The organism is Streptococcus sp. 27098_8_69 (assembly GCF_041432445.1).
GTDB lineage: Bacteria > Bacillota > Bacilli > Lactobacillales > Streptococcaceae > Streptococcus.
The window spans coordinates 166,925-188,952 of record NZ_JAPVZO010000001.1 but is presented as its reverse complement, the minus strand read 5'-3'; the positions used below and the strand labels follow the sequence as shown (position 1 = coordinate 188,952).

Annotated in this window: 23 protein-coding genes, 1 tRNA gene, 3 pseudogenes and 1 riboswitch; of the genes and pseudogenes, 23 read left to right on the top strand and 4 right to left on the bottom strand. The window is 34.5% G+C overall.

Annotated elements, in window-relative coordinates; translation table 11 throughout:
* Positions 1–2: 2 nt before the first annotated feature.
* From O3658_RS01045 to O3658_RS00980, 14 genes and pseudogenes are all read left to right on the top strand, one after another.
* Positions 3–1,160: a restriction endonuclease subunit S gene (locus tag O3658_RS01045; RefSeq protein ID WP_371558972.1), complete on the top strand. Its 1,158-nt coding sequence runs from the start codon at positions 3–5 to the stop codon at positions 1,158–1,160.
* Positions 1,150–2,643, top strand: a complete 1,494-nt coding sequence (locus tag O3658_RS01040; RefSeq protein WP_371558971.1) for an N-6 DNA methylase — start codon at positions 1,150–1,152, stop codon at positions 2,641–2,643. Before O3658_RS01045 ends, O3658_RS01040 begins: the two co-directional genes overlap by 11 nt.
* A gap of 127 nt (positions 2,644–2,770) precedes the next feature.
* Positions 2,771–2,992, top strand: a pseudogene (locus O3658_RS01035) (hypothetical protein); the annotation flags it as partial.
* A 196-nt stretch (positions 2,993–3,188) separates the two neighbouring features.
* Positions 3,189–3,932 carry a lysostaphin resistance A-like protein gene (locus O3658_RS01030; RefSeq protein WP_371558970.1) on the top strand — a complete coding sequence of 248 codons (744 nt, stop codon included), beginning with the start codon at positions 3,189–3,191 and terminating at the stop codon, positions 3,930–3,932.
* 446 nt (positions 3,933–4,378) lie between these two features.
* The gene (locus tag O3658_RS01025; protein WP_371558969.1) at positions 4,379–4,870 is read left to right on the top strand and encodes a nucleotidyltransferase; all 492 of its coding nucleotides are present in this window, start codon (positions 4,379–4,381) and stop codon (positions 4,868–4,870) included.
* A gap of 119 nt (positions 4,871–4,989) precedes the next feature.
* Positions 4,990–5,130, top strand: a pseudogene (locus O3658_RS01020) (VOC family protein); the annotation flags it as partial.
* A 21-nt stretch (positions 5,131–5,151) separates the two neighbouring features.
* Positions 5,152–5,472 carry a TfoX/Sxy family protein gene (locus O3658_RS01015; RefSeq protein WP_009730799.1) on the top strand — a complete coding sequence of 107 codons (321 nt, stop codon included), beginning with the start codon at positions 5,152–5,154 and terminating at the stop codon, positions 5,470–5,472.
* Between the two features lie 372 nt (positions 5,473–5,844).
* The gene (aac(6'), locus tag O3658_RS01010) at positions 5,845–6,273 is read left to right on the top strand and encodes an aminoglycoside 6'-N-acetyltransferase (protein WP_371558968.1); all 429 of its coding nucleotides are present in this window, start codon (positions 5,845–5,847) and stop codon (positions 6,271–6,273) included.
* A 57-nt stretch (positions 6,274–6,330) separates the two neighbouring features.
* A complete protein-coding gene (locus tag O3658_RS01005) occupies positions 6,331–6,939 on the top strand; it encodes a Type 1 glutamine amidotransferase-like domain-containing protein (RefSeq protein ID WP_371558967.1) in 609 nt (202 codons plus the stop codon).
* A gap of 106 nt (positions 6,940–7,045) precedes the next feature.
* On the top strand, positions 7,046–7,936 hold the full coding sequence (locus tag O3658_RS01000) for an aminoglycoside phosphotransferase family protein (RefSeq protein ID WP_371558966.1): 891 nt from the start codon (positions 7,046–7,048) through the stop codon (positions 7,934–7,936).
* A 117-nt stretch (positions 7,937–8,053) separates the two neighbouring features.
* Positions 8,054–8,671 carry a DNA alkylation repair protein gene (locus tag O3658_RS00995; RefSeq protein ID WP_371558965.1) on the top strand — a complete coding sequence of 206 codons (618 nt, stop codon included), beginning with the start codon at positions 8,054–8,056 and terminating at the stop codon, positions 8,669–8,671.
* A gap of 209 nt (positions 8,672–8,880) precedes the next feature.
* A complete protein-coding gene (locus tag O3658_RS00990) occupies positions 8,881–10,104 on the top strand; it encodes a hypothetical protein (RefSeq protein WP_371558964.1) in 1,224 nt (407 codons plus the stop codon).
* Positions 10,105–10,208: 104 nt separating this feature from the next.
* Positions 10,209–10,775: a hypothetical protein gene (locus tag O3658_RS00985; RefSeq protein WP_371559014.1), complete on the top strand. Its 567-nt coding sequence runs from the start codon at positions 10,209–10,211 to the stop codon at positions 10,773–10,775.
* A 116-nt stretch (positions 10,776–10,891) separates the two neighbouring features.
* Positions 10,892–12,682, top strand: coding sequence for a DUF262 domain-containing protein (locus tag O3658_RS00980; protein WP_371558963.1), 1,791 nt, complete (start codon positions 10,892–10,894; stop codon positions 12,680–12,682).
* 110 nt (positions 12,683–12,792) lie between these two features.
* On the opposite strand, the gene O3658_RS00975 is transcribed toward O3658_RS00980, so the two are convergent.
* A protein-coding gene (locus O3658_RS00975; RefSeq protein ID WP_371558962.1) for an IS630 family transposase occupies positions 12,793–13,640 on the bottom strand; the annotation gives its coding sequence in 2 pieces (ribosomal slippage) (positions 12,793–13,322 and positions 13,322–13,640; 849 coding nt in all).
* A 116-nt stretch (positions 13,641–13,756) separates the two neighbouring features.
* On the opposite strand from O3658_RS00975, the gene O3658_RS00970 reads away from it, so the two are divergent.
* Together O3658_RS00970 and O3658_RS00965 are read left to right on the top strand one after the other, a co-directional pair.
* The gene (locus O3658_RS00970; RefSeq protein ID WP_371558961.1) at positions 13,757–14,056 is read left to right on the top strand and encodes a hypothetical protein; all 300 of its coding nucleotides are present in this window, start codon (positions 13,757–13,759) and stop codon (positions 14,054–14,056) included.
* 2 nt (positions 14,057–14,058) lie between these two features.
* On the top strand, positions 14,059–14,442 hold the full coding sequence (locus O3658_RS00965; RefSeq protein WP_371558960.1) for a hypothetical protein: 384 nt from the start codon (positions 14,059–14,061) through the stop codon (positions 14,440–14,442).
* Between the two features lie 137 nt (positions 14,443–14,579).
* Here the strand turns inward: O3658_RS00965 and O3658_RS00960 are convergent.
* From O3658_RS00960 to O3658_RS00950, 3 genes are all read right to left on the bottom strand, one after another.
* Positions 14,580–14,651 (bottom strand) — tRNA-Arg (locus O3658_RS00960).
* Between the two features lie 107 nt (positions 14,652–14,758).
* Complete coding sequence (gene mscL, locus O3658_RS00955; protein ID WP_049526579.1) at positions 14,759–15,139, bottom strand: large conductance mechanosensitive channel protein MscL; 381 nt, start codon at positions 15,137–15,139, stop codon at positions 14,759–14,761.
* Positions 15,140–15,210: 71 nt separating this feature from the next.
* The gene (locus tag O3658_RS00950) at positions 15,211–15,645 is read right to left on the bottom strand and encodes a GtrA family protein (RefSeq protein ID WP_049526581.1); all 435 of its coding nucleotides are present in this window, start codon (positions 15,643–15,645) and stop codon (positions 15,211–15,213) included.
* 28 nt (positions 15,646–15,673) lie between these two features.
* A riboswitch (PreQ1 riboswitch) is annotated at positions 15,674–15,771 on the top strand.
* Here O3658_RS00950 and O3658_RS00945 point away from each other — a divergent pair.
* From O3658_RS00945 to truB, 7 genes and pseudogenes are all read left to right on the top strand, one after another.
* Complete coding sequence (locus tag O3658_RS00945) at positions 15,769–16,278, top strand: QueT transporter family protein (protein ID WP_371558959.1); 510 nt, start codon at positions 15,769–15,771, stop codon at positions 16,276–16,278. (Overlaps the previous riboswitch by 3 nt.)
* Positions 16,279–16,395: 117 nt before the next feature.
* A complete protein-coding gene (locus tag O3658_RS00940) occupies positions 16,396–16,809 on the top strand; it encodes a hypothetical protein (protein WP_315639080.1) in 414 nt (137 codons plus the stop codon).
* A 66-nt stretch (positions 16,810–16,875) separates the two neighbouring features.
* Positions 16,876–17,505 (top strand): hypothetical protein, encoded by a 630-nt coding sequence (locus O3658_RS00935; RefSeq protein WP_371558958.1) that lies wholly within the window; start codon positions 16,876–16,878, stop codon positions 17,503–17,505.
* 161 nt (positions 17,506–17,666) lie between these two features.
* Complete coding sequence (locus O3658_RS00930; RefSeq protein ID WP_371558957.1) at positions 17,667–18,464, top strand: formate/nitrite transporter family protein; 798 nt, start codon at positions 17,667–17,669, stop codon at positions 18,462–18,464.
* 340 nt (positions 18,465–18,804) lie between these two features.
* Positions 18,805–19,616: pseudogene (locus O3658_RS00925) on the top strand (formate/nitrite transporter family protein).
* A gap of 80 nt (positions 19,617–19,696) precedes the next feature.
* Positions 19,697–20,971, top strand: coding sequence for a DUF2130 domain-containing protein (locus O3658_RS00920; RefSeq protein WP_371558956.1), 1,275 nt, complete (start codon positions 19,697–19,699; stop codon positions 20,969–20,971).
* A 10-nt stretch (positions 20,972–20,981) separates the two neighbouring features.
* The gene (gene truB, locus O3658_RS00915) at positions 20,982–21,860 is read left to right on the top strand and encodes a tRNA pseudouridine(55) synthase TruB (protein ID WP_371558955.1); all 879 of its coding nucleotides are present in this window, start codon (positions 20,982–20,984) and stop codon (positions 21,858–21,860) included.
* The last annotated feature ends 168 nt before the right edge of the window (positions 21,861–22,028 follow it).

The window sequence follows — 22,028 nt, the reverse complement described above, 5'->3', positions numbered from 1 at the left end:
GAATGGTAAAAAATATGAAATATACAAAAGCTAAATTACCAGATATATGCACAATAAAAACAGGTAAACACGATGCAAATCACGCTAATAAAGAAGGAAAGTATCGATTCTATACATGTTCTAATCAATATTCAATGTGTGATACATATTCATTTACAGGAGAATCTGTTATAGTTCCTGGAAATGGAGATATTGGATTAGTTTTCTATTATGATGGTGAGTTTGATGCATATCAACGTACATACGTTTTGAATGATATAACGATCTTACCAAAGTACTTGTTTTATCATATGCAATTATACTGGCGTAATTTTAATGATCAGAAAAAATTTGGATCAACAGTTAAATATGTTAGGATGTCTAATTTCACAAATTATGAGATTTCCTACCCTTCTATAGAAGAACAAGAACGCATTGTTGCAAAAATTGAGGAACTATTCTCTGATCTTGATAATGCTGTGGAGACTTTGAACGCGACAAAAGCACAGCTAAAGCTATATAAACAAGCTGTATTAAAGAGTGCTTTTTCTAGATGCATCGAATTAAAAAAAGCTGAAGATTTATGCTTCTTCATTACAAAAGGAACTACGCCCAAAAAAGCGGAGTTTCAACTTGAGGATAAGAGTATACCGTTCATAAAGGTATATAATTTAACTTTTGATGGAAGTTTAGATTTTACTATCGAACCAACATTTATTGCAAAATCTATTCATGAGACTTCATTAGCACGATCTATTGTTTATCCCGGAGATGTATTAATGAATATTGTTGGTCCACCTATGGGCAAAGTATCAATAGTTCCAAGTTCCTATGATGAGTGGAACATCAATCAGGCCATTGCACGTTTTAGATGCAAAGAGGAGTTAAATAATAGATATTTAGCATATTTTCTTATGTCTTCAGAAACTGTAGAAAAAATGAGTAAACAAACTAAAGCTACCGCGGGACAATTCAATTTAACTCTTGAAACATGTAGAAATATAGACATTCCTGTATGTTCAATAAATGAACAACTTAGAATTGTAGATAATCTTGATACGCAACTTACTGCATATAACAATATAGAGAAAACAGTAAATGATGCCTTGCAACAAGCTACCGCTATGCGTCAAAGCATATTGAAACAAGCCTTTGAAGGGAGATTATTAAATGGTAAATGAAAATACATCAGCAATCATCTCCAAAGTGTGGGGAATGTGTAATCCTCTTAGAGATGACGGAGTCTCTCACGGAGACTATTTGGAACAACTTACATATCTGCTATTTCTTAAAATGGCGGATGAATATTCAAGACCTCCCTATAATCGTAACACCGGAATTCCAGAAGGTTATAAATGGAAGGATTTAAGTACTCTCAAGGGTGCTGAACTTGAAGAACAATATAAAAATACTCTTGAAACGCTTGGTGAAAAGACCGGTATCCTTGGACAGATTTTCAAAGGAGCGACAAACAAAATAAACAATGCAGCGATCCTTTATCGCATCGTACAAATGATAAATAACGAAAAATGGGTTGCAATGTCTTCAGATGTTAAAGGTGAAATCTATGAAGGGTTACTTCAAAAGAACGCTGAAGATATTAAAAGTGGTGCAGGACAATACTTTACTCCACGTCCGCTCATTAAAGCTATGGTTGAGTGTATCGCTCCAGAGCCTATGAAGACTATCGCAGATCCATGCTGTGGAAGTGGGGGATTTTTCTTAGCTGCTCAGTCATATATTTCAAATCCAAATAACTATTCTTTGGACAGAGAACAAAAGGAATTCTTAAAAGATAAGACATTCTATGGAAATGAAATTGTCGGTGCGACTTTTAAGACAGCCTTGATGAATCTTTATCTCCATAATATTGGTGACATCTATACAGAAGCGCCAGTAACCTTAGGAGATGCTTTGTTACTCGATCCAGGTTATCGTGTAGATTATGTCCTTACTAACCCACCATTTGGTAAAAAATCTTCACTTACTTTCACGAATGAAGACGGAGAGCAAGAAGAAGAAGAACTTATTTATAATCGTCAAGATTTTTGGACGACAAGTTCCAATAAACAGCTGAACTTTATTCAGCATATCAACACGATTCTGAAGTCAACCGGTAAAGCAGCAGTTGTCTTACCTGATAATGTATTGTTTGAGGGTGGAGCAGGTGAAATTATCCGTAAAAAGTTGCTTGAAACAACTGATTTACATACGATTTTGAGATTGCCTACAGGAATATTCTATAAGCCAGGCGTAAAGGCGAATGTATTATTCTTTGATAAACGTCCGGCAAGCCCAGAAGCTCAAACGAAAGAGGTTTGGGTATATGATTTGAGAACGAATGTACATTTTACACTTAAGAAAAATCCAATGACTGGTGCTGATTTGCAAGATTTTATCCAGTGCTATAATCCCTCTAATCGTCATAATCGGACTGAAACTTGGTCAGAAAGTAATCCTGATGGCCGTTTCAGGCGATTTAGCTTAGATGAAATTATGTCTCGCGACAAGACAAGCTTGGATATCTTCTGGATTAAAGATAAGTCTCTAGCTGATTTAGATAATCTTCCGTCACCAGATGAATTGGCAGGAGATATCATCGATAATTTGCAGAGTGCTCTAGATAGCATTAAAGAGTTGCAAGCACAATTGGAGAATAATTAAGTTTAAAACTTACGAGCATTGCCTAGTATTTGGTGATGCTTTTTTCGAGTCATTATTTCTTTAAAAATGATATACTAAACATATAGAAAAGCGAATGTGGGCTTGAGCTGTTCTTGTTTTCCCACCTATCAAAATAAGAGAAGCAAACTTCCGCAAGGCAAAAGCGTTCATAGAAAGTATAGGGTATGAAGTCGATCGGAGCTATTTTGGAAGTGAAGATAGCGAAGCGATTGTCTACAGAAAACGTGGCACCGAAGATTGGCATTTCTTATGTCACCTAGATAATTCTTTTATAGAGATTGAAGGTGTCGAGGGATATGTCAAAGAAGAGCTGGAAGAGATTCATTAGTTAAAAAAAGTTCTTTGCGTGTATGTAGCTTTGCTGGTAAATGCGTAAAAATCTTCTAACAAAAGGGATAGTGAAAAGCCTTGATTGTAAGGCTTTTTTTGTATTTTTATGATAGAATATATGTAGTTATAATCGTGAGCAACAAAGAAGCAGTGACAGATATTACATATAAAATAATCAAAATAAGGAAGATAGAATGACAGAAATTGATAAAAGGAATTTAAAAAATTATCTTTATATTACATTTGGAATTACTTATATAGCTTGGGGGATTCTTGCCATCTTTACTCAATCTCATATTTTTGGATTAGAAACATTTATAGGGAGAATGTTACATATAGTAGGTGCACTTGGTCCAGCTATTGCAAGTGGCTTTTATTTGAAAAGGAATAATGTAAAATTTAAACATTTTTTATTTAATAAGAGAGATAATAGTAGTATTTATCTTGTTATTCATATGTTAGCCATTTTGATACTATTTTCTGTATCTTCCTTAGAATTAAATGAAGTATCAATTTATCTGATGCCATTATTCTTTATACAACTAATTTTTTTTGGTGGTGGGCATGAAGAATTAGGATGGAGAGGAATACTACAGCCATTACTTGATAAAAAATATACTTATTGGCAATCTAATTTGATTGTAGGTTCAATCTGGGGGATTTGGCATCTGCCTTTATGGTTTATAGTTGGAGAAAGTCATCAAGGATTTCCTTTTATTTTATTTTTTATACATACGTTATTTTTAAGTTTTGTTTTAGGACTTCTTTACCGTCAAACGAAATCTGTGGGGTATTGTATATTATTTCATGCGTTCGCAAATTTGTTAAATCTCTATTTTGTGTTGAAGATTAATCTTACTTTTATTATCATTTTTATAGCTTATTTAATTTATACAATATTGGCTAGTAATAGAATTAGTAAGGAAACAACATTTTAAAATTTAGATCAGGATATCCTTTATTGAAAGTAACGATTTGCTAATTAGATGATCTATGTTAGAGAATTATCTATTATAATTTAAAGTGGAGTGATGAATATCGTTTCTTTTGGAACTAGCGAAAATCTTTCCGTTCCACAGTATCTTTTAAAATGATTTTCATTGCCTTTTGTTTATTAGTACAAAAAAAATATTATCACATGTCGAATGTGTAAGCTTGTTTGTGAAATGTGGATAATCGTTCAAAAATCAGAAGGACTAGAGATGTATATGTTGGAATTGTATAAAAATCCTTCTTATAAAGATCTAGTCGCATTTGGGTCCTTAAAAGAAGGAAAAGAATTTGTATCCAAAATAACTGGATATACTCTAGAAAATGAAGATGATTTTGTTCAAGGTAATAAAGTAGAAATAACGAACATTTAGATGAAAGGTTTAGAGTAAACATGAGTCTCTTATTTGAAGAATTTAAAATCATTTGTTCCCATTTAAATCGAGTCGGAATTATACCGACACTGATTGGGTCTTTGGGATTGGAGTTTAGAACGAAAGAAAATTGGGGGCCGTCTGACATTGACATTCATGTGCCTGGTGACCCTAGAGGTTGGGAAGCACCTGATCATCTCAGAATTTATGACTGGGACAAGATAATGAAAGTGATGAAAGACTTAGGCTACGTCTTAATAGATATTCATGAGCATGAATTCAAAAAGGATCGAGTGAGTGTTGAATTTGGAAGTATCGATTCCTTACCTGATTTTGCAGGAGTTTCGGAATCGGATATAGAGTTTATTCATATTGAAGGCATCACTTTTCGTCTTCCAAGTCTGGAGCAGTATCTAAGTATTTACAAAGCTTCTTCTCAAGACTCCTATCGAAATGAACAAAATAACAATAAGGATTTTAAAAAGATCGAGTGGCTGGAAAAACATTTGTAAATTATCATATGAAAAGTAGTAAGTTGTAAGACTGGCTGCTATGTTATTTTTATTATCATTTTTATTGGTTATTTAATTTCTACTATATTTGCGAGTACTAGAATTAGTAATAAAAAGCAGGTGGAAAAATTGTAAAAGAGCCACAGGGACTTTTCTGGGGTGGATATCACGCATATTTTTCGGATTTAGATGGATATTATTGGGAAGTTTCTTGGGGACCCAATTTTCAATTTGATGAAAATGGACTATTGAAATTTTAGTAATTAAGGGAGATAGCAAAAATGGCTTCAAGTAAAGAATATTTAGATTTCATTTTAGAACAATTGTCCGAGTTGGAAGAAATATCATATAGAGCAATGATGGGTGAGTATATAATTTATTATCGTGGGAAAATCATAGGTGGAATTTATGATGATAGATTTTTAGTGAAGCCTGTCAAATCTGCAATAGCGTATATGCCGAATGTAGAATACGAATTGCCGTATGAAGGTGCAAAGGAAATGCTATTGGTAGATGATGTTGACAACAAAGAATATTTAACCGGCTTATTTAATTCAATGTATGATGAGTTACCTACACCAAAACCAAAGAAAAAGAAATAATAAAATCTCAGTTTATCTAGGTAATACCATTTAACAATAACCTTATGCTATCGTTAAAAAGTTTATAGAACAGACAAGACTACCTGGCATAATTAGTGTTCACTCGTTTCATGTTGAGGCGGTATCACTGCTTGTACGAGTTGAGGCATCAGCGAAGTAGAAGTAAATGATCTTCTATGCGATAGGACTCGTAGAATGAGGAGGGAAACCGACGAAATGATACGGTAAGTCCGAGCCGCTGAGTGCGTGGCTCTGCTCTTCCAATCTGAGACAGCGAAAAGAAGAAGGGGATGGTATTGGTATCAATAAATGAGTAACAAAGTAACAGCATGATTCGAAACATTTGCTTGTAATTTGCGGAGGAACATCAATATGGATGGAATAACAAAAGATTCTATAAAAATGGCTAAACTAATGAAACAATTATGGCCCCAATTGACCGATAAAGAAGCTATTGATGAAGTGAAAAAATATACGAATGGCAAAAATACTGCAATCTTTACTGAAGTTGAAGGTGACACAATTGTAGGTCTAGCACTATGTTCACTCAGATTTGATTATGTTGAAGGTTGTAAATATAGTCCTGTTGGATTCTTAGAAGGGATTATTGTCGACGAGGAATATCGTTTAAAGGATATTGCTAAAAATCTCTGTACAAAATGTGAGGAATGGGCGAAAAATAAAGGATGTAAGGAATTTGCAAGTGACTGTACTTTAACGAATACGGATTCTATAAGATTTCATCTCAATATTGGATTTCAGGAGGCAAATAGAATTATTCATTTTAAGAAAAAATTATAATTTTGAAACGTGAATAAACTTGTTTAAACTTTATGTACCTTTAGAAAGTGTGAAAGATTGGACGAACAAATTTTTTTGATGGGTGGAAATCCGCCGATAAAGAACTATACGATTGTTAATAAAATTGTGTCATCAAGGAAGATTGAAAGAATTGTCATTTTTACAGTTTATCGAGAAAATTGGGAACCGTATATGAAAAAGTACACGGAAGTTTTCCAAAGTCAATTTCCTAATCTAAACACTGATTACTTACTCTTGGACACTGAGCAGATTATTTTTGATAGCTATCTAGATGTTGATGTCATCATTATCGGTGGTGGAAATACGGAAAAGTATTTAGCTACTTACGTCAATCAGCAGTTCAAAAATTATATCGATCGTATGCTGAATAAAGGGGCGAAAGTTATAGGTTTTTCTGCAGGAGCCCTATTATTAGGAGAAAAAGTCTATGTCTCACCTAATGATAATTCAGATCATCAGTTAAAGATTAAAAATGGGTTGGGACTTTTTAGTCAGTTTTTAATTAGTGTTCATTATGATTCCTGGAATGATAAAGCTAATAAGGATAAAGCTGAAGAACTTGTTGATGTTCCCATAATTCCACTAAATGATCATTCATGTCTTGTATTGGATAAACTTGGAAACATTATTGAGAAAATTGACTAGTTTCCATTATCTAAATCTTGATCTAGGTAACTAAAGTGTAGACGAACTGGATAGGTTACTAGTGAAAACTGCAAAAAGTGTTGTGAAATGAATCGGAGAGTGCTTGATGAATTTTAGTAGTAAGATAGCCATAAATAAAGGTTGGTCAGATGATAAAAAGTATTGTGTGACAGATCAAAATCAGCAAAAATATTTCTTGCGTGTTTCTGATAAGGAGAAGTTAGATTCTAAAAAATTTGAATTTGATATGATGGAGAAAGTAGCTTCTCTTGGAGTTCCGATGTGTAAACCAATTAGCGTTGAACTCTGCGATGATGGAGTACATTCTTTACACGAATGGATAGACGGGAAAGATGCAAGAGAAACCATTTTAACTGTTTCAAAAGAACAACAATACACTTACGGAGTAGAAGCAGGAAGTATACTTCGAAAAATTCATTCACTTCCTGTTACAGAAGTTCGTGAAGATTGGGAAAGTTTTTTTAATCGAAAAATTGATGATAAAATCTCCAAATACAAAGAATGTCCCGTCCAATATGAAAATGGTCAGATCTTTATTGATTTTTTAAATGCAAATCGAGAATTGTTAAAAGATAGACCACAGGTTTTCCAACATGGAGATTATCATATCGGGAATTTCATGATTGGTGAAGATCGTAAAATTTATGTCATTGACTTTGATCGATTTGATCTTGGAGATCCTTGGGAGGAATTCAATCGTATTGTATGGTCTGCTCAAGTTTCACCTTCTTTTGCCTCTGGTATGATAGATGGATATTTTGATGGTAAGGTTCCAGATTTATTTTGGAAACTTCTTGCTATCTATATTATAAATAACATAGTTGGTGCTCTGCCATGGGCTGTTCCTTACGGAATCGAAGAAATAGCAGTAATGCAAAATCAAGCTAAGGAAATTTTAGAATGGTATGATGATATGAAGCAAATCATTCCTAGTTGGTATTTGATTGAGAATCGGTTGAATAATAAAAGGGTTTAAATATCAATTTGAAAAAATGTCAAGATTATTTGCTCATATTATAATGAATTCAATTCTTTATTAATACCTATCGAGAAATATCTTGAAAATTGGGATGTTGTTTCGGGTTCAAGTTACATGAAAGAATATATTTTAAATTTAGAAAAAGAATTCTCTTTAATAGAAAATGGATTTAAAGAAGAAGAGCAAAGAGCTCTTGCTGACTATCTCTCGAACGATAATGCGTATACCAAAGAATTAGCATTTTTAGCTTTTAAATCCAATGTATATCAAGTTAGAATGTACAGTGTATTTCTCTTTGGATATTTGTCATCATATGAAGAAATTTTGATCTTCATGAGGGATGAGGTTTCAAAGGATGACAATTGGAGAGTTCAAGAAGTATTAGCAAAAGCATTTGATGAATTCTGCAAGAAAAAAGGATATGAAAAAGCACTTCCAATAATTGATGAATGGTTAAAAAACAATAATCCTAATACAAGGAGAGCTGTTACGGAGGGACTAAGAATATGGACAAATAGACCATATTTCAAGGAAAATCCGAATGAAGCTATTGAAAGGATTGCCAACTTAAAAAAAGATGCAAGCGAATATGTGAGAAAATCAGTTGGAAATGCTTTAAGGGATATTAGTAAGAAATTCCCGGAGTTGATTAAAGAAGAACTTGATGGTTGGGATATTAATAGTAAAGAGATTCAACAAGTATACAAACTAGCAAGTAAATTTATCAAGTGACAATTATCAACTATAAAGTTGGAAAAATGGTAACTATAAAATAGTTTCATTCTAAAGTTTAATTTTAAACAACAACTCTATCCCTTTCATTCTATAAAATAGAAGATTGCTAACACCACATGTTGAGGCGTGTGCTCTTCTCATTAGGACAGATTTTCTGTGATGATTTGATTTTGACAAAGACTGATTTAATAAAGTAGGTGATTTTAATGACTCGTTCACCAGAGAAATTTATTCTCGAAATGAAAGAAATAAATTCTAATATTGAGATCCTTGGAACGTATACCAAGGCAGTCGAGCAAGTCCAAGTCAAATGCAAGACTTGTGGAAAGATATGGAATCCGTTAGCATATAGTTTGCTCCAAGGAAAAGGGTGCCCATCATGTTCTGCAAAGAAAGGCGCAATAAATAATAGTGGTAAAACGGGATTAAAAACAACAGAGCGGTTCATAGAAGACTTAAAAGTAGTTGACGATTCTATAGAGGTACATGGTGAATATATTAATGGACATACAAATATAAAACTACACTGTTCACGATGTGGAAATGATTGGGAAACAAAACCGTATTCGATTCTTGCTGGGCATGGGTGCCCAAGGTGTGCAAAAAGCGGGACCAGCTTTATGGAACAAGCTATTCTACTATGTTTCCAAAGTGTACTTGGATCAGATCAGGTTCTTTCTAGAGATAAAAAGACGATAGGAATGGAAATTGATATCCTCATCTCTTCGCTGAAATTCGCAATTGAACCTGGTAACTGGTGGCTCCATAAGAAATCAATACGAAGAGATAAGCAAAAACGGGTTTTGTGCTCTGAAAAAGGTATCAGGCTTATCACAATTTATGATAAATTCCCTAAGGGACGGACAGCACCTTTTGAGAATAATGTGTACACATTTGCAGAAGATTTAAATATTGCAAATCACTCAATTATCAGAAGTTTTATACAAAAATTATTTAGTGAAGTCGGATTGAATGAAAAGATTGATGACGAAGAGTGGGAGCAGATTGAAAAAAATGCATACTCTAATGCAAAATCAATGACGCATGATATTTTTGTGAGAAGGATGTCTGGTGTGAATCCGTCAATTGCAATTCTAGGCACTTATCAGAATGCAAATAGAAGGTTATTGGTACGTTGTAAAAAATGTGGATTTGAATGGGATGCTGTTCCGGCAAAGTTACTTTCCGGAGATAGTTGCAGAAAGTGTGGAACCAAATTGGCGCATGTAAGTTTTGTTAATAGCCAGGAAGCATTTGAACAAAAAATTGCTATTGTTAATCCTAATGTAGAAATTATCGGTAATTACACAGGGAGACATTCGCCAGTAAAAGCTAGATGCAGAATCTGTGGTTATGAATGGGAGCCGATTGCGTCTAGTTTGCTTCGAGGAAGCAGTCATAAAGGCAGCAGAACATTGCATAAAATTTAAACATAACAAAGAGAAAAAATTATGAAGTTAAGCAACCTTATTTGACAATCGTTTAAGAGGTATGACTATTGACATTAACGTAATAATGTGGAGGAGGGTTATCGATAGTTATATTGAAATTGTATCAAGGTGATTATCAAAAAGATTTAGTCGTGTTTGATTCTTTAGAGGAGGGTAAAGCCTTTGTAGCTCAAATCCCTGGATATACTTTAGAAACAGAAGATGAGTTTGAAGTGGAGTATTTTAACCCTAAACACTTGCCCGATTATATGGAAATTGTGTTCAATGGAAATATTGTCCCTTTATCTAGGTTTTCGTTTAATTCTGAGGAAAATGTGGACATTATTTGGAAAGAAATTTCGAATCTATCCGAACCAAACGATAGAGTGGTCGAAGGGTTTACAAAAGTCGATGCCTATGTCATTAACAACGATGAAGTGAAAGTCTATGTCGAAGCCAGAGAAGCAAACTTCCGCAAGGCAAAAGCTTTCTTAGAAAGCAAAGGGTACGAAGTCGACAGAAGCTTTTTCGGAAGTGAAGACGGTGAAGCGATTGTCTATAGAAAAAAAGGCAACGAAGAATGGCACTTCTTATGTCACCTAGACCCAATGTTTGTAGAGATTGAAGATGTAGAAGGATATATTAAAGAAGCGATGGAGGAGCTACAATAGTCAACCAAAGTTCGTTTTAAGTTTGTAGGATTGCCAGTTAAAGCGATTTGATATAGTGTTCAAAATAATCAATAAAAAAATGTAGTATTTTAGCAAATATAATATGGAGGTTTAAGATGCCAACTACAATAGAAGTTAATAAGCAGAGTGTTGAGGCACTACTTGGTAGTGGAAGAACAAAACCATTTGTTATTCCAGAATATCAGCGTCCTTATGCTTGGACAGATGAGCAGGTTGAAACACTGTTTGAAGATTTATGGGAATTTACCGTCAGTAATGGGGGTACTGAACGCGAAGGTTCGTATTTTCTTGGAAGTATCGTTTCGTATGAAAATGATAATGGTGAACAGGAAATTATTGATGGTCAGCAACGTATTACCTCTCTGTTTTTATTGTTAAGAGCGATTTACACAAAGCTATTTAATTCTCCATTATCAGAACGAACTCCAGAAGCGAACAATTTTATTGGTAAGATTGAACCCTCAATCTGGCGCACTAATAAACTGACTGGAACAGTTGATTATAAGACTACTCTTCTAACATCACGTGTTGTTAATAATGAAGGTAATGAAATTCTTCGTAAAATTCTCGAAACTGGAAGAGCGAATAAAGATTCTAAAGATAATTATTCTAGAAATTATATTCATTTTCAGGAGTTACTTGATAAACATTCAAGTGATAACCCCTTGATGATTTATCAGTTCATTTATTCCCTATTAAATCAAGCTATTCTTTTACCAATAACTGCTGATACCCAAGATACAGCATTGACTATTTTCTCTACTTTAAATGACAGAGGTTTACCGCTATCTGATGCTGATATATTTAAAGCTAAAATTTATAACCATCTTGAGGGAAAAGATAAGGAAACATTTATTGAACGCTGGAAAGAGCTTGATGAACAAGCTACAGCAGCTAATGAAAGTATCCAACAATTATTTTATTACTATATGTTCTATCTTAGGGCTTTGGAAAAAGATACTAAAAGTACTACACCAGGTGTCAGAAAATACTATTCGAGTAACAAATTTGAACGCCTTTATCAATCTGAATTATTAGATAATTTATTCGTAATGATCGAATTATGGAAAGTAATTAATAAAGGTGAAGTGCTGGAAGATGAGAGTTGGTCATCAAATATAAAGATAAAACAAACATTAGATACACTTACTTCATATCCTAATGAGTTCTGGAAATATCCGGTGATTATATATTATATTTGTTATCGTAAGGATAAAAACTTTGAGGATAAATTTGCAAGATTCTTAAACAAATTACTCGCTGAACTAATGACAAAATACATTCTTATTCCAACTATCAATGCTGTTAAAGGTGATATTTTGAAATTAAATTCAGCAATTGTTATATCAGATATTCCTAAATTTGATTTCAAAGAACTAGACCAAGCTCAACTTGAAGCAGGAATCCAAAATCCTCACCGTAATGTGGTGAGAATGTTGCTTAAAACACTTGCTTATAAACATCAGGATTCATTATTACCAAGTAAATGGGAAATCGAGCATATCTTCCCTCAAAAATGGCAAACTAACTATTTTATCGATGAATCAGATCATAAAATCCGAGAGAAAATCGAGCATATAGGCAATAAATTACCATTTGAAAAGAAGTTAAATATTATAGCAGGAAATGGTTACTTTGCTAAAAAGAAAAAAGAATATGCAGCTTCTAAGATCGAAATCACAAAAGTTATGGGACTTTCTGAAATTCAAGAGTGGAATTTAGAGTCAATTTCGAAAAGAGATATCAGGATTTCAGATTCTATTATTGCAATTCTTAAAAAATGGAACAAAGAGTATTCGGTTATTACAAAAGAAATTGTTTCCAATAAACCTTCAGATGAGGATTTAGCTCGTATTGCTGAATTTAAGGAAAAAGGATGGATTTAACAGTAAATCAATACTGCGTTTTTCAAACTACTTTAGATTTTTATAGAGAAAGCGTGTGAGATGAGAAAATAGTGGTGGGAGAGATTTAATGCTAGAGTGGAAATCTATAGTCAATTGAAACAAGAACAAGACAAAAGAGCCTCGAAAAAAGTACTACAACTTGGCAATACCTTTTTGAGATGCTTTTTGATATGGGCCCATGTTTTCTCAATAGGATTGTACTCAGGTGAGTAGGGAGGAAGTGGTAAAAGTTTATGCCCAAATTCTTCACATAAGAGCTCTAGCTTACACATTCTATGGAATCTTGCATTATCCATAATAATAACTGATGGTGTGTTTAATGTTGGTAAGAGAAACTTCTGAAACCAAGCTTCAAAAAAGTCGCTCGTCATAGTCTCTTCGTAAGTCATTGGAGCGATTAACTCACCATTTATTAGCCCTGCAACCAGTGAGATCCTCTGATATCTTCTTCCAGATATTTTACCTTTTATTAACTGACCTTTTAAAGAGCGACCATATTCTCGATAAAAATAAGTATCGAATCCTGTTTCATCAATATAAACAGGTGCTAGATGTTTTAAACTATTAAAATTTTTAAGAAATAAGGCTACTTTTTCTGGGTCTTGTTCAAAGTAGGTGTGGTTCTTTTTTTTCGAGTGTACCCCATAGTTTTAAGAGCATAGTGAATGGTAGTTGGGTGACATCTGAATTCAGCAGCTATCTCAGTCAAATAAGCATCTGGATTGTCAGTAAGATAGTTTTTGAGTCTATCTCTATCAACTTTTCTTGGTTTTGTTCCTTTTACTTGATGGTTTAGCTCTCCTGTTTTTTCTTTTAGCTTTAACCAGCAATAAATGGTATTACGTGAGATTTGGAAAATGTGTGATGCTTCTGTTATACTACCTGTTCGCTCACAATAGGAGAGAACTTTTTTACGAAAATCTAATGAATATGCCATAAGAAGATTATACCACACTACGTACTGTTTTAGGTTCATTTTACTATATTATTCCAGAAGATGAATATGAAGCTAGTGCAGCTTTTAGTGAAAATAGTCATTATGAGATTTCTACGATGACTTTGAAGGGAAAGAAACATCTGATTCGATTGAAATTTCCCTTCTGTCATTTTAACCAAATTACAGATAGTAACTTATTTGATGCTCTTCATCAGATTCCTAGTTCGCCAGAGCTTGAATCCCCGATTTGTAAGCTAGAGACCAGTAGCCTGATTACAGAAGTGATTCATAGGGCGGGTGGAGTTTTGGCTGAAGAAGATTTGGTTCATTTTCGTATTTGTGCAAAGAATCTAGTTTTTGACTTAGTTCTCTATAAAAATCAAGAGAGTGATATAAGGATAGAAGAGGTTGGTTAAAAATGAAGTGGGTTCATATTGGTGAGGAAATAGAGTATGATTGGTATGAATTACGGTGTCAACTTTCTCAAGAAAATCACCTACAAATTTTTCTTGAGGGCTTAAAGGATCAAAAGTTAAAATACTGTATTGATTTTGGTAAGATTCTTTTCTGCAGATCTATTGATGAGGGATGGGACCTGAATTTACTAGAAGAAGATTTACTTAGCGGATCAGAATTTCCCTATTTATCAGATGGGATTTTACTTGAAATGAAAGACACTCACCTTAAAAACAGAGTCCAAAAGTTTTATCCTGCCCCCATCTATCACTATCAAGTACAGGGAATTAATTTTGGGATAGACGTCCTTACAGAGGCATTTCCGATTATAAAAAAACTAGACTGAAGCCTAGATAAACGTAAACCTTTTCAATAATAAAATAGACTCCATAATATCTATAGGGAATTTATCCACTAGAAATATTATGGAACCTGAATACTTACAGCTTTATCTACAGATTTTAGCAAGTTCTTTATAAAATATCCACCCTGAGGGAATCGAACCCCCATCTCAAGAACCGGAATCTTACGTGATATCCATTACACTAAGGGTGGAAACTTTAATTATTATATCAAAAAAGAGAGCTGAACTCAAGTTTTTTCTAAGCTCAGCAAAAGGAGAATAAAAAAGGATTCAGTATCGAACCGAATCCTCTATATGATTATTTTTTCTCAAGAAGAGCTTTGATTTCTTGAAGAACTTCCAACTCAGTTGGACCAGCAGGTGCTTCTTCAACAACCTCTTCTTTTTTAGTAAGGCTTTGAGCTTTTTCCATAGCTTTAATCACAAAGAATAGAACAGTACCAACTACAAGGAAGTTGATAACAGCACTCAAGAATTTACCATATGTAACACCATTCCATGCAAGCTCAGCGATGTTTTGTACTTTCGCAGCTTCCAAGGCTGGGTTCAATAGGAGTGGAGTGATGATATCATTAACAAATGAAGTAACGATAGCACCAAAAGCAGAAGCGATGATCACACCGACAGCAAGGTCTACAACGTTACCGCGGAGTAAAAATTCTTTAAGATCTTTTAACATTTTCTTTTTCCTTTCGAAATTTTTACAATCCAAATTATAACTTAATCATCTGTTGAATGCAAGAAATATGCTTAGTGTTTTTTAAAAACAAAAACTTTACTGAAGATGTAATTGAGGACTATGATAGTAACTTGTGCAAAAATAGTCTCAATTGTATTGATAGTATTGAGATTATCACCTACAAACTGACCGATAATATGGGGGAAACTCGTCACAAAAATAAAGGTTAGAAGCAGGTCTAAGAGGAAGGTAATGAATCTTGCGGTCGTAAATTTTATCAGACGCTTGAACCAATTTTTTCGTTTTTGTTTAAAAACAATGGTATCATTGGTGAAAAAAGCAAACAAAATTCCAGCTATATTTCCCAGAGCAGTCGCCCATAATTCTTGTTGGAAAAAGTAAAAAATAGTGATACGAACAATGATAGAAACAAGTGTAGTTGCAACTCCAAAAAATAAGTAGGAGAGGATTTCATTGTCGAAAAATTTTTTTATGTATCTTTTCATAAAAACAGTATAGCATAAAGGACATAAATGTGCTATACTTGAAAGGTTGACTTGCTCAACCCTTGGTGCTTAGCTTCTTTCACCAAGCATATTATACGCGGGTTAATCGCTAAAGGAGAAAACATGAAAAAACTAACTGTCCGTGATTTGGCAGATATTGCCATTGTCGCAGCCATTTATGTGGTTTTGACAATCACACCACCCCTTAATGCTATCAGTTACGGTGCTTATCAGTTCCGTATTTCTGAAATGATGAATTTCCTTGCCTTTTACAATCCTAAGTACATTATCGGTGTTACTCTTGGATGTATGATTGCAAATTTCTTCAGTTTTGGAATCATCGACGTCGCAGTTGGTGGGGGCTCTACGCTTGTCTTCCTAAGTTTAGGCGTATGGTTGTTTAGCAAATATAGTAAAGACTATCTTTTTAATGGATTGATTCGTAAAGATCATTTCTTCTTTTCAATTCTTTTTTCGATTTCAATGATCACCATTGCTGCTGAATTGAACATCGTAGCAGAAGCACCTTTCTTCTTAACTTGGTTTACAACTGCTATCGGAGAATTCGCTTCCTTGATTGTTGGTGCTATTCTTATCGGAAAAATCGGTAAACGTCTTGATTTGACTAGATAAAGATATCACATCAAATATTATTGAAAAGGGCTGAACGTTGTTCAGTCTTTTTCTTTGTCCATAAAACTAGTTGTTCAATAAAAGTGATATAATAAGGAAAAAAGGGATTATTTTAATATGTATGGTTATCGTATTTCAGTTTTTGAAGTCCTTTGGAAAAATCAGGTCATTAGATTTTTGTTAATTTTTTTAGCACTATTTTATTTCTATCTTTTTTTCCAAAGAGTTAAGACATCTTTAAAAAGTGGTGGGAGTATGTTGGATCCTTTTCATATTGCAAAGGGAAGATTATACATTCACACGATTATTCTTTTTAGAAAAAGGATTGTTCCTCTAGCTGAAATTAGACAGATTGATATTGATTACGTTCGAGGGAGAAGAATGAATGGGGACAGGTATCATCTGTACTTTACAAGGAAAGATGGAAAATCTTTTACTTTTCATTTTGGAAAAAGCAAAAGAAACGAGGAGTTATTGAAAAATCTTGCCAATGTGGCCAAGAAGTGCCATATTAAAATCTATTATTATTAAGAGTCGATTGCTAAAATTGGATTGTTGTCACTTGTGACAGTTGTCAAAGCTAGGAGAGTAGCTAATATGAATCAACTACAAGTAATAAGAGAAAATAAACAACTAAGAATTTTATTGATGCAAGAATGCGATATTCTCTTTTATGACCAGTTGAAAGAGGTTGAATTTTCTCAGAACAATGAATTTTATTCTCTTTCGCCCATAGCCTTTGCTAAAGACGGTAGTGGGGGAGAATATGTAATTCTTGAGGATGAGAGTATCGGCTTTATAGGGAGTGAAGGCCAAGTTGGGAGAGTGGCAGAAAGCCTTGATGACCTGCTTACCTTCTTACTTCATGCTGGTTCTATCTCAGACTTTTCCTGTCGTTTGCTCTATCAAAACAAGGATTTTTTGGTAAAATTCTGTCAAGGATTTCTCAAAAAAGCAAGAGAAAACTACCAGTCAAAAGGCGAAGATTGGGATAAAGTGAGAACTGGACTTGCACAAAAGTTGGGACTCGAATTTCACCCTGAGAAACTGCAAGAGTTAGCCTTAAAATTTTATCAATCAGCCATAAGAACCCCTCTTTTCACTTGTAAATATGGTCATGGTGAGAATGAATATCTCTGCGATTCTGTTTTGTCAGATATTGTGGGCTTGTGGGTTTCAGAGCTTGTTGGAATGAGTAGGGAAGAAATTATGAACTTTGGCAACTAATAACTAGATGGTAATGATTATTCGCTGTAGCTTGGGTAAGGATTTCTAAAAAAGATGATGGAAAAATAAGGTCTGAAATTAATTAAAAAAAAGAAAAAATCTTTATTTCCTTAAGGTTTTTTTATGTTATAATAGTAACAGAAAAATTTTTAGGAGTTTATATGAGTTCTTCAGAATTTATTTCAAAGATTGATTATTATTGTCATAAGAAAGAAAGTCTATTTGACAAAAGTAAGTTCAAATATGCCATTCGCTCGATGTTTGCAGGTGCTTTCTTAACCTTTAGTACAGCCGCTGGGGCTATCGGTGCTGATCTACTCAATAGCATCATTCCTAGTGCTGGCTATTTTCTTTTTCCCTTTGTGTTTGCTTGGGGACTGGTTTACATTGTATTTTTAAATGCTGAATTGGTCACATCAAACATGATGTACCTGACAGCTGGAACATTCTTGAAGAAGATTGATTGGAAGAAAGTTTTTATTATCTTACTCTATTGTGCCTTTTTCAACTTAGTTGGAGCTATCTTGGCAGGTTGGTGCTTTGCTAATTCATCAGCATTTTCACATTTGACTCACGATAGTTATCTAGCAAAGATTGTTGCTAAGAAGTTAGCAAGACCTAGTGATTTGGTATTGTTGGAGGGGATTTTGGCAAATATGTTTGTAAATATTGCCATTCTATCTTCTATTTTGGTTAAGGATAGCAGTGCTAAGTTGTGGATTATCTTATCAGCTATCTCTATGTTTGTTTTCTTGTCAAACGAGCACATTGCAGCTAACTTTTCATCCTTTAGCATTATTAAATTCAGCATTGTTTCTGACCAAATTGCTAACTTTGATATTCCAAATATCCTACGCCATTGGGGAGTTACCTTTATCGCCAACTTGATTGGTGGAGGATTCTTGATAGGATTACCATACGCTTTTTTAAATAAAAACGAAGAAACTTACGTTGATTAGACCTGAGTATTTTATATTGGTGTAATAGAAGAAGAGAGAATCATCGCGATTCTCTTTTTATTTAGAATTAAATGCAGTCATTACTGGCTGATAACTTTAATCTAATCTTTATTTCAGAAATTTATTATTACTCCAATTGGTAAAATATATTAAATAATTTAGTATAGAAAATATAAACCTAACTAAAATAATAATTATAAATTAATAAAATAAATGTATAGAATAAGGATGGAAAGGATTGCTAAAATTAGTAAGAATTTAAAGTTATGTCTTAAGAAAGCCTTCCCATAATTTCGATTTTATGTTATAATATTCACAAATAAAAGTTTTAGGAGTTTATATGGTTTCTTCAGAATTTATCTCAAAAATTGAGTTTGCTTGTAAGAAAAAGGAAAGTCTTTACAGTCAAAGTAAATTCAAGTATGCTATCCGTTCAATGTTTGCTGGTGCATTCTTAACATTTAGTACAGCAGCTGGTGCAGTTGGAGCTGACTTGATTAATAAGATTGCTCCTGGTAGTGGACGTTTCCTCTTCCCATTTGTTTTCGCTTGGGGATTGGCTTACATTGTCTTCTTGAATGCTGAGTTAGTAACATCTAACATGATGTTCTTAACAGCTGGTAGCTTTTTGAAAAAGATTAGCTGGAGAAAAACAGCTGAAATCCTTCTATATTGTACACTCTTTATTGTACACTCTTTAATTTGATCGGTGCGCTTATAGCAGGTTGGGGCTTCGCCCATTCAGCAGCTTATGCAAACCTAACACATGATAGCTTTATTTCTGGAGTTGTGGAAATGAAGTTGGGCCGTTCAAATGAACTAGTCTTGCTTGAAGCTATCTTGGCTAATGTCTTTGTAAATATCGCAATTCTTTCATTTGTTTTAGTCAAAGATGGGGGAGCTAAACTTTGGTTAGTTCTATCTGCGATTTACATGTTTGTATTCTTAACAAATGAACACATTGCCGCAAACTTTGCATCATTTGCTATCGTGAAATTCAGTGTTGCTGCTGATTCAATCGCAAACTTCGGTATTGGAAATATTCTTCGTCACTGGGGTGTAACCTTTATTGGTAACTTTATTGGTGGTGGTCTACTGATGGGATTGCCTTACGCCTTCTTAAATAAAAACGAAGATACATACGTAGATTAAAAGTTGGATTCATTCCAGCTTTTTCTTTTTGTTTTTCCATGCTATAATGAATGTAGAATAGATAAATATAGAGGAATAACATGAACGAGATTAAATGTCCCAATTGTGGCGAAGTATTTACAGTCAATGAAAGCCAATATGCAGAGCTGATTTCTCAAGTTCGAACTGTAGAGTTTGATAAGGAATTGCATGAACGCATGAAACAAGAGCTGGCCTTGGCTGAGCAAAAAGCCATGAATGAACAGCAGACAAAACTAGCGCAAAAAGACCAAGAAATTGCCCAGCTTCAAAGTCAAATTAACAACTTTGATACCGAAAAAGAATTGGCCAAAAAGGAAGTAGAGCAAAGTGCTAGTCAAAGTCTGCTAGAGAAAGAAAAAGAAGTTCAAGCACTGGAGAATCAGCTGGCTACCTTGCGCTTGGAACATGAGAACCAACTGCAAAAAACACTGTCTGATCTAGAGAAAGAACGTGATCAGGTCAAAAATCAGCTCCTCTTACAAGAAAAAGAAAATGAGTTGTCTCTAGCTTCTGTTAAACAAAACTACGAAGCCCAGCTCAAGGCAGCTAGTGAGCAGGTTGAATTTTACAAGAATTTCAAAGCGCAACAATCAACCAAGGCAATCGGTGAAAGTTTGGAACACTATGCAGAAAGTGAGTTTAACAAGGTTCGAAGCTTTGCCTTTCCAAATGCATACTTTGAGAAGGACAATAAGGTTTCAGCACGTGGTTCTAAGGGTGATTTTATTTTCCGTGATTTTGATGAAAATGGACTAGAATTCATTTCCATCATGTTTGAGATGAAAAATGAAGCTGATGGTACTGAGAAGAAGCATAAGAATTCGGATTTTTACAAGGAATTGGACAAGGATCGTCATGAGAAGAACTGTGAGTATGCTGTTTTGGTAACTATGCTTGAGGCTGACGATGATTACTTCAATACTGGGATTGTCGATGTCAGCCACGAGTATGAGAAGATGTATGTCATTCGTCCTCAATTCTTTATTCAGTTGATTGGTCTCTTGCGCAATGCTGCACTGAATTCTCTCAAATACAAGCAGGAATTGGCTTTGGTTCGCGAGCAAAATATTGACATTACGCATTTCGAGGAAGACTTGGATGCTTTCAAGGTAGCTTTTGCAAAGAATTATAACTCAGCTTCTGTCAACTTCGGCAAGGCTATTGACGAAATCGACAAGGCTATTAAGCGAATGGAAGAGGTGAAGAAATTCCTAACCACATCCGAAAACCAACTCCGCCTTGCAAACAACAAGCTGGAAGATGTTTCCGTTAAAAAATTAACCCGCAAAAATCCAACCATGAAGGCTAAGTTTGAAGCATTGAAGGGGGAGTAGAAAGCAACACATGAACGGTATTATCAACTTAAAAAAAGAGGCGGGGATGACCTCGCATGATGCAGTTTTTAAGCTACGTAAGATTTTGGGAACCAAGAAGATTGGTCATGGTGGGACGCTAGATCCTGATGTGGTGGGCGTTTTGCCGATTGCCGTTGGTAAGGCGACTCGCATGGTCGAGTTTATGCAGGACGAAGGCAAGATTTACAAGGGTGAAATTACTCTGGGCTATTCTACGACTACCGAGGATGCTAGTGGTGAGGTAGTTTCAGAGACACCAGTTTTGTCACCTTTGAATGAGAATCTTGTCGATGAAGCAATCGCCAGTCTGACAGGTCCTATCACTCAGATTCCACCTATGTACTCTGCTGTCAAGGTCAATGGTCGCAAGCTCTATGAGTATGCGCGTGCTGGTCAGGAAGTGGAGCGTCCAGAACGTCAGGTGACGATTTATAGTTTTGAAAGAACCAGCCCTATTTCCTATGAAAATAATCTGGCACTATTTACTTTTCGTGTAAAATGCAGTAAGGGAACCTATATTCGTACCTTGTCGGTTGACTTAGGAGAAAAACTTGGCTATGCTGCTCATATGTCTTATTTAACACGAACAAGTGCAGCTGGGTTACAGTTAGATGATGCTTTGACCTTGAGTGAAATTGAGGAAAAGGTACAAGCTGGTGAATTAGACTTTCTTTATCCCTTGGAGATTGGGACAGGTGACTTGGTCAAGGTGTATTTGACTCCAGAGCAGGCAGAAGAAGTGCGTTTTGGTCGCTTTATTGAATTGGAACAAACCGAGAAGGAATTGGCTGGTTTTGAAGGTGATAAGTTATTAGCCATTTTAGAGAAACGGGATACTCTTTATAAACCAAGAAAGGTTTTCAATTGATTAGAGCAGGTGGTAAAATTGCAAACTGATGTTTAGTTTAAAAAAGCTGAAAGACAATTTAGTTTAGAAGAGAGATTGTTTTGAAAAAGGGTTGAAAACACGGTGATATTTGACAGTTTTGCTTGCTTATGATAATATTTAAATAAAGAAAAGCTAGAAAACTTTCAG